The organism is Ramlibacter agri, assembly GCF_012927085.1.
GTDB lineage: Bacteria > Pseudomonadota > Gammaproteobacteria > Burkholderiales > Burkholderiaceae_C > Ramlibacter > Ramlibacter agri.
Genome location: NZ_JABBFX010000002.1, coordinates 1,114,886 through 1,130,147 on the forward strand (window position 1 = coordinate 1,114,886; position 15,262 = coordinate 1,130,147).

General features: G+C 70.2%; 21 protein-coding genes. 9 read left to right on the forward strand and 12 right to left on the reverse strand.

Going from position 1 to position 15,262, the window contains the following annotated elements; translation table 11 throughout:
* Positions 1-3 precede the first annotated feature (3 nt).
* Positions 4-732 (reverse strand): 2OG-Fe dioxygenase family protein, encoded by a 729-nt coding sequence (locus tag HHL11_RS23810; protein WP_169421036.1) that lies wholly within the window; start codon positions 730-732, stop codon positions 4-6.
* Between the two features lie 96 nt (positions 733-828).
* On the opposite strand from HHL11_RS23810, the gene HHL11_RS23815 reads away from it, so the two are divergent.
* Positions 829-1,299, forward strand: coding sequence for a bacteriohemerythrin (locus HHL11_RS23815; protein ID WP_169421037.1), 471 nt, complete (start codon positions 829-831; stop codon positions 1,297-1,299).
* Here HHL11_RS23815 and HHL11_RS23820 read toward each other — a convergent pair.
* The 5 genes from HHL11_RS23820 to HHL11_RS23840 all read right to left on the reverse strand — a co-directional run bounded on the left by HHL11_RS23820 (position 1,296) and on the right by HHL11_RS23840 (position 5,414).
* On the reverse strand, positions 1,296-1,574 hold the full coding sequence (locus HHL11_RS23820; protein WP_169421038.1) for a DUF427 domain-containing protein: 279 nt from the start codon (positions 1,572-1,574) through the stop codon (positions 1,296-1,298). The genes HHL11_RS23815 and HHL11_RS23820 overlap by 4 nt on opposite strands.
* A gap of 14 nt (positions 1,575-1,588) precedes the next feature.
* Complete coding sequence (egtD, locus tag HHL11_RS23825) at positions 1,589-2,572, reverse strand: L-histidine N(alpha)-methyltransferase (protein WP_169421039.1); 984 nt, start codon at positions 2,570-2,572, stop codon at positions 1,589-1,591.
* Complete coding sequence (gene egtB, locus HHL11_RS23830; protein WP_169421040.1) at positions 2,566-3,828, reverse strand: ergothioneine biosynthesis protein EgtB; 1,263 nt, start codon at positions 3,826-3,828, stop codon at positions 2,566-2,568. Before egtB ends, egtD begins: the two co-directional genes overlap by 7 nt.
* Positions 3,829-3,880: 52 nt before the next feature.
* Positions 3,881-4,282 carry a hypothetical protein gene (locus tag HHL11_RS23835; protein ID WP_169421041.1) on the reverse strand — a complete coding sequence of 134 codons (402 nt, stop codon included), beginning with the start codon at positions 4,280-4,282 and terminating at the stop codon, positions 3,881-3,883.
* Between the two features lie 112 nt (positions 4,283-4,394).
* Positions 4,395-5,414 (reverse strand): methionine synthase, encoded by a 1,020-nt coding sequence (locus HHL11_RS23840; RefSeq protein WP_169421042.1) that lies wholly within the window; start codon positions 5,412-5,414, stop codon positions 4,395-4,397.
* 81 nt (positions 5,415-5,495) lie between these two features.
* On the opposite strand from HHL11_RS23840, the gene HHL11_RS23845 reads away from it, so the two are divergent.
* The gene (locus tag HHL11_RS23845; RefSeq protein WP_240980424.1) at positions 5,496-5,903 is read left to right on the forward strand and encodes a response regulator; all 408 of its coding nucleotides are present in this window, start codon (positions 5,496-5,498) and stop codon (positions 5,901-5,903) included.
* Here HHL11_RS23845 and HHL11_RS23850 read toward each other — a convergent pair whose 3' ends face one another.
* A complete protein-coding gene (locus HHL11_RS23850) occupies positions 5,904-6,911 on the reverse strand; it encodes an LLM class flavin-dependent oxidoreductase (RefSeq protein WP_240980374.1) in 1,008 nt (335 codons plus the stop codon).
* A 55-nt stretch (positions 6,912-6,966) separates the two neighbouring features.
* Here HHL11_RS23850 and HHL11_RS23855 point away from each other — a divergent pair, with 55 nt between their 5' ends.
* Positions 6,967-8,301, forward strand: a complete 1,335-nt coding sequence (locus HHL11_RS23855) for an NAD(P)/FAD-dependent oxidoreductase (RefSeq protein WP_169421044.1) — start codon at positions 6,967-6,969, stop codon at positions 8,299-8,301.
* A 3-nt stretch (positions 8,302-8,304) separates the two neighbouring features.
* Here the strand turns inward: HHL11_RS23855 and HHL11_RS23860 are convergent, their stop codons facing one another.
* Positions 8,305-8,571 (reverse strand): YciI family protein, encoded by a 267-nt coding sequence (locus HHL11_RS23860; RefSeq protein ID WP_169421045.1) that lies wholly within the window; start codon positions 8,569-8,571, stop codon positions 8,305-8,307.
* 57 nt (positions 8,572-8,628) lie between these two features.
* Between HHL11_RS23860 and HHL11_RS23865 the strand changes: the two genes are divergently transcribed.
* A complete protein-coding gene (locus HHL11_RS23865) occupies positions 8,629-9,015 on the forward strand; it encodes a DUF488 domain-containing protein (RefSeq protein ID WP_169421046.1) in 387 nt (128 codons plus the stop codon).
* Between the two features lie 30 nt (positions 9,016-9,045).
* Here the strand turns inward: HHL11_RS23865 and HHL11_RS23870 are convergent, their stop codons facing one another.
* The 3 genes from HHL11_RS23870 to HHL11_RS34730 are packed head-to-tail and all read right to left on the reverse strand — an operon-like array spanning position 9,046 to position 10,958.
* Positions 9,046-9,927: an ion transporter gene (locus tag HHL11_RS23870; protein WP_169421047.1), complete on the reverse strand. Its 882-nt coding sequence runs from the start codon at positions 9,925-9,927 to the stop codon at positions 9,046-9,048.
* 24 nt (positions 9,928-9,951) lie between these two features.
* Positions 9,952-10,845 carry an NAD(P)/FAD-dependent oxidoreductase gene (locus HHL11_RS23875; protein ID WP_169421048.1) on the reverse strand — a complete coding sequence of 298 codons (894 nt, stop codon included), beginning with the start codon at positions 10,843-10,845 and terminating at the stop codon, positions 9,952-9,954.
* Positions 10,842-10,958: an NAD(P)-dependent oxidoreductase gene (locus tag HHL11_RS34730; RefSeq protein WP_169421049.1), complete on the reverse strand. Its 117-nt coding sequence runs from the start codon at positions 10,956-10,958 to the stop codon at positions 10,842-10,844. The genes HHL11_RS23875 and HHL11_RS34730 overlap by 4 nt, the downstream gene beginning before the upstream one ends.
* Positions 10,959-11,068: 110 nt before the next feature.
* Between HHL11_RS34730 and HHL11_RS23885 the strand changes: the two genes are divergently transcribed.
* Positions 11,069-11,527, forward strand: a complete 459-nt coding sequence (locus HHL11_RS23885) for a hypothetical protein (RefSeq protein ID WP_169421050.1) — start codon at positions 11,069-11,071, stop codon at positions 11,525-11,527.
* 111 nt (positions 11,528-11,638) lie between these two features.
* On the opposite strand, the gene HHL11_RS23890 is transcribed toward HHL11_RS23885, so the two are convergent.
* Complete coding sequence (locus HHL11_RS23890; RefSeq protein ID WP_169421051.1) at positions 11,639-12,025, reverse strand: hypothetical protein; 387 nt, start codon at positions 12,023-12,025, stop codon at positions 11,639-11,641.
* An 80-nt stretch (positions 12,026-12,105) separates the two neighbouring features.
* Here HHL11_RS23890 and HHL11_RS23895 point away from each other — a divergent pair, with 80 nt between their 5' ends.
* The 4 genes from HHL11_RS23895 to kynA all read left to right on the forward strand — a co-directional run bounded on the left by HHL11_RS23895 (position 12,106) and on the right by kynA (position 15,244).
* Entirely contained in the window at positions 12,106-12,426 is a 321-nt protein-coding gene (locus HHL11_RS23895; RefSeq protein WP_342593265.1) for a YkgJ family cysteine cluster protein, read from the forward strand.
* A 73-nt stretch (positions 12,427-12,499) separates the two neighbouring features.
* On the forward strand, positions 12,500-13,135 hold the full coding sequence (gene kynB, locus HHL11_RS23900; protein WP_169421052.1) for an arylformamidase: 636 nt from the start codon (positions 12,500-12,502) through the stop codon (positions 13,133-13,135).
* Positions 13,132-14,394, forward strand: a complete 1,263-nt coding sequence (kynU, locus tag HHL11_RS23905; RefSeq protein WP_169421053.1) for a kynureninase — start codon at positions 13,132-13,134, stop codon at positions 14,392-14,394. Before kynB ends, kynU begins: the two co-directional genes overlap by 4 nt.
* A gap of 1 nt (position 14,395) precedes the next feature.
* Complete coding sequence (gene kynA, locus HHL11_RS23910; protein ID WP_169421054.1) at positions 14,396-15,244, forward strand: tryptophan 2,3-dioxygenase; 849 nt, start codon at positions 14,396-14,398, stop codon at positions 15,242-15,244.
* The last annotated feature ends 18 nt before the right edge of the window (positions 15,245-15,262 follow it).

The window sequence follows — 15,262 nt, forward strand, 5'->3', positions numbered from 1 at the left end:
CTGTCAGTCGCCCTGGAAACCGCCCGCGCGGCAGGTCAGCACCAGCGTATCGCGGTGCCCTGCCCCGCCGGCCGGCTGGATCGGCGTGGTCTCGTGGATCACGCGCTCGTCGTCCAGCAGCAGCAGGCTCCAGGGCTCGGTCAAGGTGAAGCGCTGGCCGTTCGGGCCGTCTGCCTGGAACACGCGCGTCTCGCCGCCCTTGATGTTCTCGCGTCCCACCAGGAACACGGCGACCAGGTCGACGCCGTCACGGTGCGCGCCTTCGGGCGTCGGCCTGCCGATGCCGCCTTCGGTGTCGATGCGGAACTGGTGCGCCTCGATGGACCAGGGCCGCGGCCCGCGCAGTTCACTCGCCGTGGCCGCCAGGCCGCGCAGCAGGCACTGCCAGCCGGCCGACTCCGCCACGGCCGGTTCCACCGGCTCGAACCAGCGCTGCATGCCGCCATGCAGCGCGTTGTATTCCACCGGCTGCCAGTGCGCGCGATGCGGCACCGGGTCGACACGACCTTCCCCGGCGACGTAGCAGGAATGGCGGCGGCGCCGGTAGTGGCCGCCGTCCTTCAGGTAGTTGTCGGGGGGCAGGCTGTTCCAGGAATCGAACAAGCGCTGGAGTTCAGGCAGCGGGCAGCCGCTCCAGGCGGCGACGCCGGCGGGCGAGAGCACGGCATAGCCCTGCTGCCGCAGCAGCGTGCGAACCTGGCCGGGATCGTTGTAGGCGGGACTGAGTAGCACCGCGCCAGCATAGCGAATCGGCGGGCGCCCAAAGCATGACCTGCATCAAGACCCTCCGGCGGCAAAGTGCGGAGACTGCGCGCAGAGGAACCAAAGATGCCCGCACTGACCTGGACCGAAGGCCTGGAACTCGGCCTGTCCTTCATGGACGACACCCACCGCGAATTCGTGGACCTGCTGGCGCTCTGCGAAGCCAGCGACGACGCCGCCCTGCCCGCGTTGTGGAACGCGCTGGTCGCCCACACCGTGGACCATTTCGGCCGCGAGGACGAGTGGATGAAGGCCACCGGCTTTTCCACCGGCAACTGCCACAGCATGCAGCACAAGGTGGTGCTGCAGGTGCTGCGCGAAGGCGCGGTGCGCGCCGCGGCGGGTGACCTGGCGCCGGTGCGCCAGATGGTGCAGGAGCTCGCCGTCTGGTTCCCGCACCATGCGCAGACCATGGATGCGGCGCTGGCGCTGCACCTGCGCGGCGTCGGCTACGACATCGAAAGCGGCGAGGTGCTGGCGCCGGATGCGCTGCCCGAGAAGGCCATCGCCGGTTGCGGCAGCATGGCCTGCAGCTAGACGACCTGCACACCTTTCCAGAACGCGACGCGGTCCTTCACCATCTGCGCCTCCGGCTTCGGGTCGGGGTAGTACCAGACCGCGTCCTGGTTCAGGTCGCCATCGACCAGCAGCGAGTAGTAGCTGGCCTCGCCCTTCCACGGGCAGGTCGTGTGGTGGTTGCTGAAGCTCACGTACTCGCGCTTCAGCGCAGCCGCGGGGAAGTAGTGGTTGCCTTCCACCACGACGGTGTCGTCGCTCTCGGCGATGACCTTGCCTTTCCACATTGCCTTCATCTCTTTTCTCCGGTTCAGGGCGCGTGCAGCCAGTGCACGCTGAACAGGCGTTCGGGATCGGTCCACACCGGGCCCGGGCGGAAGCCGGCGCGGCGCGCCAGCTCGCGCAGGCCGTCGATGGTGAACTTGTAGGAGTTCTCGGTGTGCAGGCTCTCGCCCTCGTCGAACTCGAAGCGCTCGCCGCAGACCGTGGCGGCCTGGCGCACGCGGCTGACCAGGTGCATCTCGATGCGTTGCTGCGGCGCGTTGTAGAAGGCGTAGTGCGCGAACTGGTCGAGGTCGAAGCTGGCCCCGAGCTCGCGGTTGGCGCGCGCCAGCAGGTTCAGGTTGAAGGCCGCCGTCACGCCCTGCGCGTCGTTGTAGGCGGCGTGCAATACGCCCGGATCCTTCACCAGGTCCGCGCCCAGCAGCAGCGCGCCGCCGCGCAGCACTTCGGCCGCGCCCTGCAGGAAGGCCAGCGCCTCTTCGGGCGTGAAGTTGCCCAGCGTCGAACCGGGGAAGAAACCGATGCGCCGGCCCGTCGTCGAGGCGGGCAGTGCCAGCCCCTGCGTGTAGTCGGCCACCACCGGCTGCACGTCGAGCTTCGGGAATTCGGCGCGCAGCAGCACGGCGGCCTCGGCCAGGTGCTCGCCCGAGATGTCGATGGGCAGGTAGCGCGCCGGCGCCTCGAAGGCCTGCAGCAGCAGCCGCACCTTGCGCAGCGAGCCGGCGCCGAACTCCACGATCTCCGCCCGCGGGCCGGCCAGCCGCGCGATCTCCGGCACGCACTGCTGCAGGATGCGCAACTCGGTGCGCGTCGGGTAGTACTCCGGCAACTCGCAGATGCGGTCGAACAGGTGCGAGCCGGTCGCGTCGTAGAAGTACTTGGGCGAAATCGTGCGGGGCCGGTGCGCCAGCGCACCCGCCAGGTCGCGGCCGAAGGCCGTGTCGGCGGCGCGGCGCAGCGTGGGCGCGACCGGCGCTTCGCCGGTGCGTTGGACGAACGAGGAGATCAGCATGCAGCGTCCCTGGCCAGGCGCAGGCCCGTGAATTGCCAGCGCGCGGCCGGCGGGAAGAAATTGCGGTAGGTCGCGCGGGCATGGCCCGGCGGCGTCGCCACGCTGCCACCGCGCAGCACGAGCTGGCCCACCATGAACTTGCCGTTGTATTCGGCGACGGCGCCGCTCCAGGGCTGGAAGCCCGGGTACGGGTCGTAGGAAGAGCGCGTCCACTGCCACACGTGGCCGGTCGCCTGGCGCATGCCGGGCAGCGCGCTGGCCGCTTCCCACTCGGCTTCGGTGGGCAGGCGGGCGCCGGCCCATTGCGCATAGGCGGCGGCCTCGTAGAAGCTCAGTTGCGCCACCGGCGCGGCCGGGTCGAGCGGCCGCACGCCATGCAGGCCGTACACCTGCCAGTGCGGCGCCGGCGCGCGCGGGTCGTCCGGCGCGAGCCAGTAGACCGGGTGCTGCCAGCCCTGCGCCTGCACCTGCGCCCAGCCATCGGACAGCCACAGGCCCGGCTGCCGGTAACCGCCATCGGCGATGAACTCCGCGTACTCGCCGCAAGTCACCAGGCGGTCGGCGATGCGGCAGGGCTGCAGCCACACGCGATGGCGCGGCGTCTCGTTGTCGAAGGCGAAGTCCGCGCCCGCATGCCCGATCTCCACCGCGCCCTCGGCCAGCTCCAGCCAGCCCAGCGCCGGCACGCTCTCGGCAAGATGCAGCGGCGCCGCGGCTTGCGGCTGCGCGGCCGGCAACAGCGGGTTGCAGGACAGCGCGTGCAGGATGTCGGTGAGGATCAGCTCCTGGTGCTGCTGCTCGTGCTGCAGGCCGAGCTCCATCAAAGGCTGCAGCGTAGCCCAGAGTTCAGCGCCGGCGCGTTCGATCAGTTGCGCGATCGCGGCATCGACGTGCGCGCGATAGCGATGCACCTCGTCCAGCCCGGGGCGCGTCAGCAGCCCGCGCTGCGGCCGCGGATGGCGCGGGCCCAGCGACTCGTAGTAGGAGTTGAAGAGGAAGAAGAAGCGCTCGTCGAAGGGCCGGTAGCCGGCCGCGTGCGGCTGCAGCACCACGGCTTCGAAGAACCAGCTGGTGTGCGCCAGGTGCCACTTGGTCGGGCTGGCATCCGGCATGGACTGGATGCACTGGTCCTCGGGGGACAGCGGCGCGGCCAGGGCCATGCTGCGCTCGCGGACGGCGGCGTAGCGATCTGCCAGCGGCCGGCGTGCAGGGTCGCAGGCCGCTGCCGCCGCAGCGGTGGAGGGGTTCAAGGACATGTGGGGAACAGTCGTTTGCGCCGGCCGGGGCCATTACAGCACAGCGGGCGATTCACTGGCGGTTGGCCATGCCATGCACGGCTACTTCATCGCGCCATTGGCGCCAGTTGCCCCAGCGGCTCGGGCTGTCATCGACCCGCACGAACAGCACGGCTTCGCCGCAGGCCGACCAGCGGGCGCAGTTGTCCTTCCACTTGCGCACCTGCCCAGGCGGCACGTAGAGGAAGACCGTCTTCGCATTGGCCGGAATGAAGGCGCGGCCCGCCAGCACGGGCTGGGCGTAGATCACCGGCGGCGGCACCGGGCCGCGCACCTCGATGCGGCCGTACACGCCGGGGCGCAAGGGGCCGCCCGCGGTGAGGTTGCGGTAATCGCCATGGGGTCCTTGCGCCGCGGCGGGGACCGTGGCCAGGAGGGCGAGGCTGGAAAAAATGGCCAGGCGGCTCGTGTTCATCGCAGAGCTCCTTGGGGAACGGCCCAGTTCTACCCAAGCTCTGCCGAATGGCCATGTAGGACCAGACGGACAATCCGGCGAGGACAAACCCTGCGCCGAGTGCCGAAAGTACTCAGCCGTACCGTCTTCGGGCCAGTTCCGCGCCCTCCGCCAGCGCCTTCAGCTTGCGCTGCGCCACTTCGCGGTCCATGGGCGCCAGCCCGCAATTGCTGCAGGGGAACAGGCGCTCGCGGGCGACGAACTGCAGCGCGCGGCCGATGGTGTCGGCAACCTCCTCGGGCGTCTCCACGGTGTCGCTCGCCACGTCGATCACGCCGACGAGCACGTCCTTGCCGGCCAGCAGCTTCATCAGGTCCGGCGGCACGTGCGAGTGGTAGCACTCCAGGCTGACCTGCCGGATCGCGCTTTGCGCCAGCGCCGGGAACACCTGCTCGTACTGCCGCCACTCTTCGCCCAGCGTGTTCTTCCAGGCGATGTTCGCGTCGATGCCGTAGCCGTAGCAGATGTGGACGGCCGTCAGGCAGGTGAGGCCCTGGGCCGCGCGCTCCAGCGCCTGCACGCCCCACTGCGCCGCTTCCTTCATGTAGACGTTGAAGGCCGGCTCGTCGAACTGGATCACGTCCACGCCGTCGGCCTGCAAGGCCAGCGCCTCCTGGTTCAGCAGTTCGGCGAAGGCAAAGGCCAGCTTCACGCGATCGCCGTAGTAGCGGTCGGCCACCGTGTCGACGATGGTCATCGGCCCCGGCAAGGTGAACTTGAGCTTGCGGCTGGTGTGGGCGCGCGCCAGCTGCGCCTCGAAGGCGTGCACCCGGCCTTTCAGGCGCAGCGGCGCCACCACCTGCGGCACCATCGCCTTGTAGCGGTCGTTGCGGATGCCCATTTCGACCTTGTGAGCGAAGTCGATGCCGTCGACCTGCTCCAGGAAACCGTGCACGAAGTGCTGGCGCGACTGTTCGCCGTCGGTGACGATGTCCAGCCCGGCATCCTCCTGCGCCTTGATCCACAGCAGCGTGGCGTCGGCCTTGGCCTGGCGCAGCTCCTCGCCCTCGGCGCGCCAGCGCGGCCAGAGCTTGTGGGTTTCCGCCAGCCAGGCGGGCTTGGGCAGGCTGCCGGCAATGGAAGTGGGGAACATGGGGTGTCTCCTCGTGCGATTCCCCATCATGGCGGATAGGCCGCAAGCGGCGCCAGCCCGTATCATTCCCGCTTGACTCCCATGCTGCGCGACCTGCCGGATCCGGAAAGGGCCAAGCCCTGCGTGCTCGTCATCGACGATGACGAGGCGGTCGCCTGGGCCATCGCCGGGCGGCTGGGCCGCGACTTCCGCGTGGTCGGTGTGAGCGACCCGTCGCAGGCCGTGACCCTGGCGCGCGAACTGCGGCCGGGCGTCATCCTGTGCGACATCAGCATGCCGCGCATGACCGGCGACGAGGTGGCTTTCGCGCTGTCGCAGGACATCGCGACCGCCCAGATCCCCTTCGTCTACCTCACCGCGCTGGTCTCGCCGGAAGAAGGCATGGAACTCGACGCCGTGTTCGGCGACCACCCGGCCGTCTCCAAGAGCGCGACCACCGAGGAACTGCGCGAGGTGATCGCGTGGGCCTTGGGCATCGACGACGATTGATCAGGCGAGCGCGAATTCGCGCGCCAACAATTCGTACGACCGCCGCTGCGCCGCCGGATCCCAGGTCCAGGTGATCACCACGACCTCGTCCACCTCCAGCTCCTGCGCCAGCGCGCGCAGCCGCGCCGCCACCTGCGCGCCCGTGCCGACCATCGCCTTGCGCCGCAGCTGCTGGCGATAGGCCTGTTCGCCCTCGTTGTACGCGCGCTGCGCCAGTTGCGGCGGCTGCAGCGGGCCGTAGCGGCCGCTGTTGCGGTCGATGCGCGCACGCTCGCGGCTGCCGAACAGGTGCCAGGCCTCCTCTTCGCTGTCGGCGGCCAGTGCCCACACGCAGATCGTCGCCGCCGGTTGCGCCAGCAGCCCGGGCTGGAAGCTGTGGCGATACAGCTCCAGCGCCTGCGCGCAGCCCTCGCCGTCGGTGATGAAGTGCGCGAACGCATACGGCATGCCGAAGTGGCCGGCCAGCTGCGCGCCATAGCCGGAGCTGCCCAGCATCCACAGTTGCGGCGCGGTCGCGCCCATGGGATGCGCATGGATGCCGCGGCCCGGATGGCCTTCCGGCAACTCGGCTCCGCTCACCCAGGCCTGCAGCTCCTGCACCTGCTGCGGGAAGTTGTCGGACGCGCGCGGGTCCGGGTTCAGCAGCTGGGCGGTGCGGTAGTCGCTGCCCGGTGCACGGCCGACGCCGAGGTCGATGCGGCCCGGCGCCAGCGCATCCAGCACCCGGAACTGTTCCGCGACCTTGAAGGCCGAATAGTGCGGCAGCATCACGCCGGCGCTGCCGATGCGGATGCTTTGCGTGCGCGCGGCGATGGCCGCCATCAGCACCTCGGGCGCGGTGCCGACGATCGACGGCAGGCTGTGGTGCTCGCTGAGCCAGAAGCGGCGGTAGCCGAGCGCTTCGCAATGCTGTGCCAGCGCCAGGGTGTCACGGATGGACTGGTCCTGCGGGACGCCGGCGCGCGCGACGGACTGGTCCAGGACCGAGAGGCTCAAGGGAGTCGACATGCGCCGGATTGTGCGGTGCCCGGCGGCAACGCGCGGCTTTCCGCATAATTCCCGCATGCCCAAGAACGAGAACCCAGGGCTCCGCAGCAAGGTGTTGATCGTCGGTTGCGGCTTCGGCGGCCTGGAGGCCGCGCGGGCCCTGGCCCACGCGCCGGTGGACATCACGCTGGTGGACCGCGCCAACCACCACCTGTTCCAGCCGCTCCTGTACCAGGTGGCGACCGCCGGCCTCTCGGCGCCCGCCATCGCGGCGCCCGTGCGCTTCCTGTTCCGCAAGCAGCCCAACGTCACTTCCCTGCTCGGCGAAGTGGGCGCCATCGATGCCGCGCAGAAGCAGGCCCGCCTCATCGACGGCAGCGCGCTGCCCTACGACCACCTCATCGTCGCGGCCGGCGCCACCCACAGCTATTTCGGCCACGACGAATGGTCCGCGCATGCACCGGGCCTGAAGACGCTGGAAGATGCCTTCGAGATCCGCCGCCGGCTGCTGCTCGCCTTCGAGTCGGCCGAGAAGGAAAGCGATCCGGCGCGGCGCGAGGCCTGGCTCACCTTCGTCGTCATCGGCGGCGGCCCGACCGGCGTGGAGATGGCGGGCACGATGGCGGAGATCGCGCGGCACACCTTGCCGGGCGAGTTCCGCCACATCGATCCTGCGCGCGCCCGCATCGTGCTGGTGGAAGGCAGCCCGCGCGTGCTGCAGGCCATGCCCGAGTCGCTGAGCGCGAGCGCGCAGCACCAGCTGGAACGGCTGGGCGTGGAAGTGCACGTGAACGCGCGCGTGACGGGCATCGACGCCGAAGGGCTGGACGTGGACCCGGCCGGCGATGCCCCGGCCTATCGCATCGCCGCGCGCTGCATCGTGTGGGCGGCTGGTGTCGCGGCCTCGCCGCTGGGCCGCCAGCTGGCCGAGGCGACGGGCACGCAGGTCGACCGCGCCGGCCGCGTGGTGGTGCTGCCGGACCTGAGCCTGCCCGGGCATCCGGAGATCAGCGTGATCGGCGACCTGGCCGCCGCGCAAAGCCACGCGCCCGGGCGCGAGCCCAGGCCGGTGCCGGGCGTGTCACCGGCGGCCAAGCAGATGGGCCGCACGGCGGCCGGCAACATCGAGCGGCGGCTGCGCGGCGAAGCGACGCAGGCCTTCCGCTATCGCGACTACGGCAACCTCGCCACCATCGGCCGCAATTCGGCCGTGGTGGACCTGGCCACGCCGGTCGGGCCGGTGCGCTTCAGCGGCGTCTCCGCCTGGCTGTTCTGGCTGTTCGCCCACATCTACTTCCTGATCGGTTTCCGCAACCGCCTGGTCGTGCTGTTCGACTGGGCCTCGGCGTACTGGAGCGCGCAGCGCTATGCGCGGGTGGTGGCAGGCATCAAGCCAGCGCGCTCACCCTGACGCTCAAGCCAACGCCTCGTTCCAGTCGTGGAAGCTGCACTTGCCGACCACGCCATTCAGCATGAACGGGTCGTCGCGCGCGAACTCCTCGGCCGCGGCGCGTGAAGTGAACACGCCCATGGCGCCCACCGGCGGGCTGCCGTAAGGCCCGGCCATCAGCAGCACGCCACGGCCATGGAACTCGCGCAGGCGCGCCTGGTGGGCGGCGATGTTGGCCGGCAGGCGCGGCAGGCCGTCTTCCGCCAGCTCGTAGAACATCAGGACCTTCATGGCGACTCCTCTCGGCCACAGGACCCCACAGTATGGAACCTGCTACGCTTGCGCGCCATGGCCGTCCGTATCGTCCGCTTGGGCACCCCGCGCGCACCGGGGGAAGGCCTGCGCATCGGCACCGTCCGCCGGCCGCCGCGCGGCGTGCCGAAGGCGGAGTTCGCCAGCCGCGACTTCTACGACGTCTGGCTGCCCGGCCTCTCGCCCAGCGCCGAGCTGGTGACGCAGGCGCTCGCCGCCGAGGACGAGAAGGAGTGGCAGGCCTTCCGCCGCAAGTACGTCGCCGAGATGAAGCAGCCCGAGCCCAGCCGCGTGCTCGACCTCCTGGCCGCGATGTCGCGCCACGGGGCCTTCTCGGTGGGTTGCTATTGCGAGAACGAGGCGAGGTGCCATCGCTCGATCCTGCGGGAGTTGCTGCAAGAGCGCGGGGCGGAGATCGCGTAGCCAGCTGGGGTGGCCTGTGGCCGACCCAGCCTACGAAGACGGCGGCAAGACCGTGCCGCACATGGCACAGAAGCGCGCGTTCGCGGCATGGCCACCGGCACCGCAAGCCGCGCAGGTGCGCGGGGACGGCGGCGGACCTTCCGCCAGCCGGCGCGCGGCGAGTTCCGCGGTGACGATGCCGGTCGGCACGGCCAAGGTGCCCCAGCCGAGCAGCATCATCACGGAGGCGATGAAGCGGCCGATGTCCGTCCGCGGCGTGATGTCCCCGAAGCCCACCGTGGTGATCGTCGTGATGGCCCAGTACACCGAGGTCGGGATGTCCTTGAAGCCGTGCTCCGGCCCTTCCACCACGTACAGCAGGGTGCCCAGGATCAGCACGACCATCAGCACCACCGACAGGAACACGAGGATCTTGCGCCGGCTGGCGGCCAGCGCTTCGGCCAGCAGCTGGTATTCGACGACGTAGTCGGTCAGCTTGAAGATCCGGAAGATGCGCAGCAGCCGCAGGATGCGCACGTTCAGCAGCGCGTGCACGTTGGGGAAGACGAAGGCCAGGTAGGTGGGCAGCACCGACAGCAGGTCGACCACGCCGAAGAAGCTGCGGGCGTAGCGCACCGGCCGGTCCACGCAGACGAGGCGCGCGCAGTACTCCAGCGTGAACAGCACGGTGAAGATCCATTCGGCGATGGCGAATGCCGTGCGGTAGCGCTGGCTCAAGGCGGGCACGCTGTCGGCGACGACCACCGCCACGCTGACCAGGATGGCCGCGATGATCAGCTTGTCGAAGGCACGGCCGGCCGGCGTGTCGGATTCGTAGACCACCTGGTACAGGTGCAGGCGCCAGCCGCCGGCGGGCCGGCCGAGGTCCGCCGCCTTGCGCAAGGCACCGGGAGTCGGGGTATTGCTGTCCACGGACGAATGCTAGCGCCTGCCGCGCTAGAGCCGGTTATGGATCGCGGTCGATGCGATGGCCGCATGGCCGGTGGCGACGCTGATCTGGTTCAGGTCCACCGACACGTCGCCGGCCGCGTAAAGGCCGTCCACCGTCGTCTGCTGGTGCGCATCCACTTCCAGCTGGCCGTCGGGCTGGGCGCGGGCGCCGAGCGCGGTGGCCAGCTCGCAATGGTGCGTGATGCCCAGCGCGGGGTAGAGCGTTTCGAAGTCCAGCAACTGCCCGTTCTGCAACTCCACGCGCACGCCGCTGCCCGTGCCGCAGCTTATGCGGCGCGGCGGGCTCTCGGCGATGCGGACGCCGGCGTCGCGCAGCCGCGCGAGGTCCTGCGCCGCCACCTCTTCCTGCGTGGCCATCGCCAGCCAGGTCACCTGGTTGCCGAAACCCGCGACGAACAGCGACTCGCGCAAGCCGTGGCCCGCGCGGCCCAGCACGGCCACCCGCTGGCCCTGCGTCTCGAAGCCGTCGCACACCGGACAGAAGCGTACCTGGCCGGCGCGCAGCGCGTCGGCCAGGCCATCGAGCTGCGGCTCGACGTCGCACGCGCCGGTGGCGAGGATGACGAAGCGGGCGCGCCAAATGTGCTGGCCGGCGCGTGCGGTGAACACGCCATCGGCGCCGCGCTCCAGCGCTTCGACCTGCACCTGCTCGGTAGCCACGCCGAAGCTCGCGGCGTGCTGCTGCATGCGCTGCCACAGCACGGGGCCTTCGATGCCGTCCGGGAAACCCGGCACGTTGCGCGACTTCGGGATGCGCGCCAGCCGGCTGCCGCCGGCATCGAGCACCAGCGCGCGCCGGCGGTAGCGCCCCAGGTAGACGGCGGCCGTGAGGCCGGCGGCACCGCCGCCGATGATGAGGCCGTCGAGGACGTCGTTCATGCGGCCAGCAGCATCGCGGCGGTATCGCCATGGACCACCGCGTCGAAGCCGGCCAGCGCTTTCGCGACGGCCTGGCCGATGAAACCCGAGGCCCCGGTGAGCAGGATGCGCATGTCGGCGCGTAGTCTAGCCACGCGGCCACGGGCACGGCGTCGGCCCCGGCCTCGTTACCTCTTGAGAGGGCGATGCGCCAAGGCGGCCTGCGCTGCCTAGACTGCGGGACATGACGACCTGGAAACAAGCCCTGCGCGAGGGCGCCGTGTCCGGCAGCATCGCTGCCTTGCTCTCGTCCGCCTGGCTGGCCTGGGCCGGCCACCGGCGCGGGCACGCCGCCGCGCCGGTCAACGCGGTGAGCCACTGGTTCTTCGGCGACCGCGCGCTGCACCGCGACGAACCCAGCGTGCTCTACACGCTGGGCGGCTACCTCACGCACCACAGCGCCTCCATCTTCTGGGGCGTGCTGCACGCGAAGCTGTGGGGCGTGCAGCACAAGCAGCGGCTGCCCGCCATCGCCGGGGCGGCCGCCGCCTCGGGCATCGCGTGCTTCGTCGACTACCAGCTCACGCCCAAGCGCTTGACGCCCGGCTTCGAGCACCGCCTCGCCAAGCCCGAACTCGCGAACGTGTACGTCTTCTTCGCGGTGGGCCTGGCGATCGGGACGCAGCTGATGCGCCGGCGCTGACACGCCGCGCGTCCGGATGGAACGCAGAAGACGCGGAAGGGATCCAGTTGTCGTTCTGTGTTTCTGCCCAGCTTTTGCGTCTTCTGCGTTCTCCCTCCCCGAGTGACGCGCCTACTGCGTGACAGCTCCATAGCGCCCGCCACCTGCGGGCGCGCCGACCTTGCCGAGCTTGACCAGGCGCTGTTCGACCGCGAAGGTCGTGCGGCCCAGTTCCTGCGCCACCTGCTTCAGCGCGATGCCGGCGTCGAAGGCAAGCTCCAGCGCCGCGTCCTCCTGCGCCGTCCATGCCTTGCCGGCGTTCGGCGGCGGCGTGCGGCGCAGGCGCGTGGGCTCGGCCGGTTCGGCGGACGCGCCTTCCAGCGCCCGCGACACGGCGTGCAGCGCGCGGATGACCGGCGGCGCGTTGTAGGGGCTGTCCTCCGGCATGGCTTCGCCGGTGACAGGATGGATGCCCTGCGCCAGGGTGTCGATAATCTGGCGCGCGATCTGCAGTTCCATGTTTCCTCCTGATCCAGTGATTTACTGTATTTGCATACAGCCATCCCGCAACGCGCCGGCCCGGCCTGGGGTTGACGGCCGTGGCTGAGTCCCTGCACCCCTGCCTGACGTGCGGCGCCTGCTGCGCCGCCTTCCGCGTGGATTTCTCCGCCCACGAAATCGACGACAACGGTGGCAGCGTTCCGTCCGGCGTGGCCGTCGAAGTGACCGGCAGCACCTGGCGCATGCGCGGCACCGACCACGTGCCGATCCGCTGCGCGGCGCTGACCGGCAAGATCGGCGAGCGCGCCTCCTGCGGCATCTACGAGTGGCGGCCCAACCCCTGCCGCGAACTCGAGCCGGGCAGCAATGGCTGCGAGAAAGCGCGGGCGCGGCACGGCCTGCCTCCGCTGATCCTTTAAGCCTGAACTATTTTTCGGCGCTGTTGGAATTAACCGACACCATGGTTTTTGCACGCGCCGCACACTGCGCCGCATGCAAAACCTCTGGGACATCTCGCAGCCGGTCGCACCGGGCACGCCGGTGTTCCCGGGCGATACGCCCTACCAGCAGCAGTGGGCCGCCAAGCTCGGCCCCGGCTGCCCGGTCAACGTCAGCACGCTGACCTTGTCGCCGCACGTCGGCGCCCACGCCGACGCGCCCCTGCACTACGACCCGGAAGGCGCGTCCATCGGCCTGGTGGACCTCGCGCCCTACCTCGGCCGCTGCCGCGTCATCCACGCCATCGCCCGCGGACCGCTCGTGACCTGGGAGCACATCGCGCATGCCGTGCACGACCTGCCGCCGCGCGTGCTGGTGCGCACCTATGCGCGCATGCCGGTGGACCGCTGGGACCCGATGCTGACGGCCTATGCGCCCGAGACGATCGAGCGCCTCGCCGACGCCGGCGTGCGCCTGGTCGGCATCGACACGGCGAGCATCGACCCCGCCGAAAGCAAGACCCTGGACAGCCACCAGGTGATCCGCCGCCGCAACCTGCGCGTGCTGGAGAACCTGGTGCTGGACGACGTGCCCGAGGGCGACTACGAACTGATCGCCCTGCCCCTGAAACTGATGACCGCCGACGCCTCGCCCGTGCGCGCCGTGCTGCGCTCGCTTCCCCCACCATGACGACCTTGCAAGACTGCCGCGCGCTCGACGCGCGGGACCCGCTGCGCCCGCTGCGGGACCTCTTCACGCTGCCCGCAGGCGTGATCTATCTCGATGGCAATTCGCTCGGGCCCTGCCCCAAGGCCACGCCGGCCCGCGTGGCGCAGGCCGTGCAGCAGGAATGGGGCGAAGGCCTCATCCGCTCGTGGAACAGCGCCGGCTGGTACGACGCGCCGCGCCGCCTCGGCGACAAGGTCGCACAGCTGGTGGGCGCGCGCGCCGGCGAGGTGGTCTGCACCGACAGCACCTCGATCAACCTGTTCAAGGTGCTGAGCGCCGCGTTGTCCATCGTGCGCGCCGACCAGCCGCAGCGCCGCGTCGTCATCAGCGAGCGCACCAACTTCCCCACCGACCTGTACATCGCCGAAGGCCTGTGCAAGGAGCGCGGGCTGGAGCTGCGCTTGCTGGACGCGGAGGAGATCGCCGGCGCGCTGGGCGCCGACACCGCGGTGCTGATGCTCACGCACGTCAACTACCGCACCGGCGCCATGCACGACATGGCCGCGGTCACGCGACGCGCGCACGAAGCGGGCGCGCTGGTCGTCTGGGACCTGTGCCACAGCGCCGGCGCAGTGGAAGTGGACCTGCACGCGGCGGGCGCCGACTTCGCCATCGGCTGCGGCTACAAGTACCTCAATGGCGGCCCCGGCGCGCCGGCCTTCGCCTGGGTGCACCCGCGCCACGCCGACCGCTTCTGGCAGCCGCTTTCCGGCTGGTGGAGCCACGCCGCGCCCTTTGCTTTCACGCCGGACTACCAGCCGGCGCCGGGCATCGCCCGCTACCTGTGCGGCACGCAGCCGATCCTGAGCCTCACCGCGCTGGAATGCGGCCTCGACACCTTCCTGGCGGCGCAGCCGCTGGGCGGCATGGCGGCCTTGCGCCGCAAGTCGCTCGCGCTCACCGACTGCTTCATCGCGCTGGTGGAAGAGCGCTGCGCCGGCCACGGCCTGGGCCTGGCGACGCCGCGCGAGCACGCGCTGCGCGGCTCGCAGGTGTGCCTGACGCGGGATGTCGGCGCCTACGCCATCGTGCAGGCGCTGATCGCGCGCGGCGTCATCGGCGACTTCCGCGCCGGCCGGCCCGACATCCTGCGTTTCGGCTTCACGCCCCTGTACCTGGGCTTCGAGGACTGCTGGAACGCCGTGGAGCACCTGCGCCAGGTGCTGGAAAGCGGCGAGTGGGGCCGCGAGGAATTCAACCGCCAGCACGCGGTGACCTGAAATGACGCAGCAAGCCAAACCCGAAGACATCGTCCACGCCGAGCGCGCGCAGCTGGATTTCAGCCGCGACATGAGCTATGGCGACTACCTGCAGCTCGACGCGATCCTCAACGCGCAGAAGCCGCTCTCGCCCGAGCACAACGAGATGCTGTTCATCGTGCAGCACCAGACCAGCGAGCTGTGGATGAAGCTGATGCTGCACGAGCTGTCGGCCGCCATCGCATGCATCGCCCGCGACGAACTGCCGCCGGCCTTCAAGATGCTGGCACGCGTCTCGCGCATCATGGAGCAGCTGGTGCACGCCTGGGACGTGCTGGCCACGATGACGCCGCCCGAGTACAGCGCCATCCGGCCCTACCTGGCCAACTCCAGCGGCTTCCAGAGCTGGCAATACCGCTGCATCGAGTTCCGCCTCGGAAACAAGAACGCCGCCATGCTGAAGCCGCACGCACACCACGCCGAGCGGCTGGCGGCGGTGCAGCAGGCCTTCGAGTTGCCGTCGCTGTACGACGAATGTCTGCGGCTGCTGGCCCGCCGGGGCCTGCCGGTGCCGGCCGACCACGTGGAGCGCGACTGGACCCAGCCTTACGAGTCCAGCGACGGCGTGGAGCAGGCCTGGCTGGTGGCCTACCGCAAGCCGGAACAGCACTGGGACCTCTACCAGCTGGGCGAGGAGCTGACGGACCTCGAAGATGCCTTCCGCCTATGGCGTTTCCGCCATGTCACGACCGTGGAGCGCGTGATCGGCTTCAAGCGCGGCACCGGTGGCACCGGCGGCGTCAGCTACCTGCGGAAAATGTTGGACGTGGTGTTGTTCCCGGAAATCTGGAAGCTGCGAACGGACCTTTGATACCTCCTTTTTGGTATG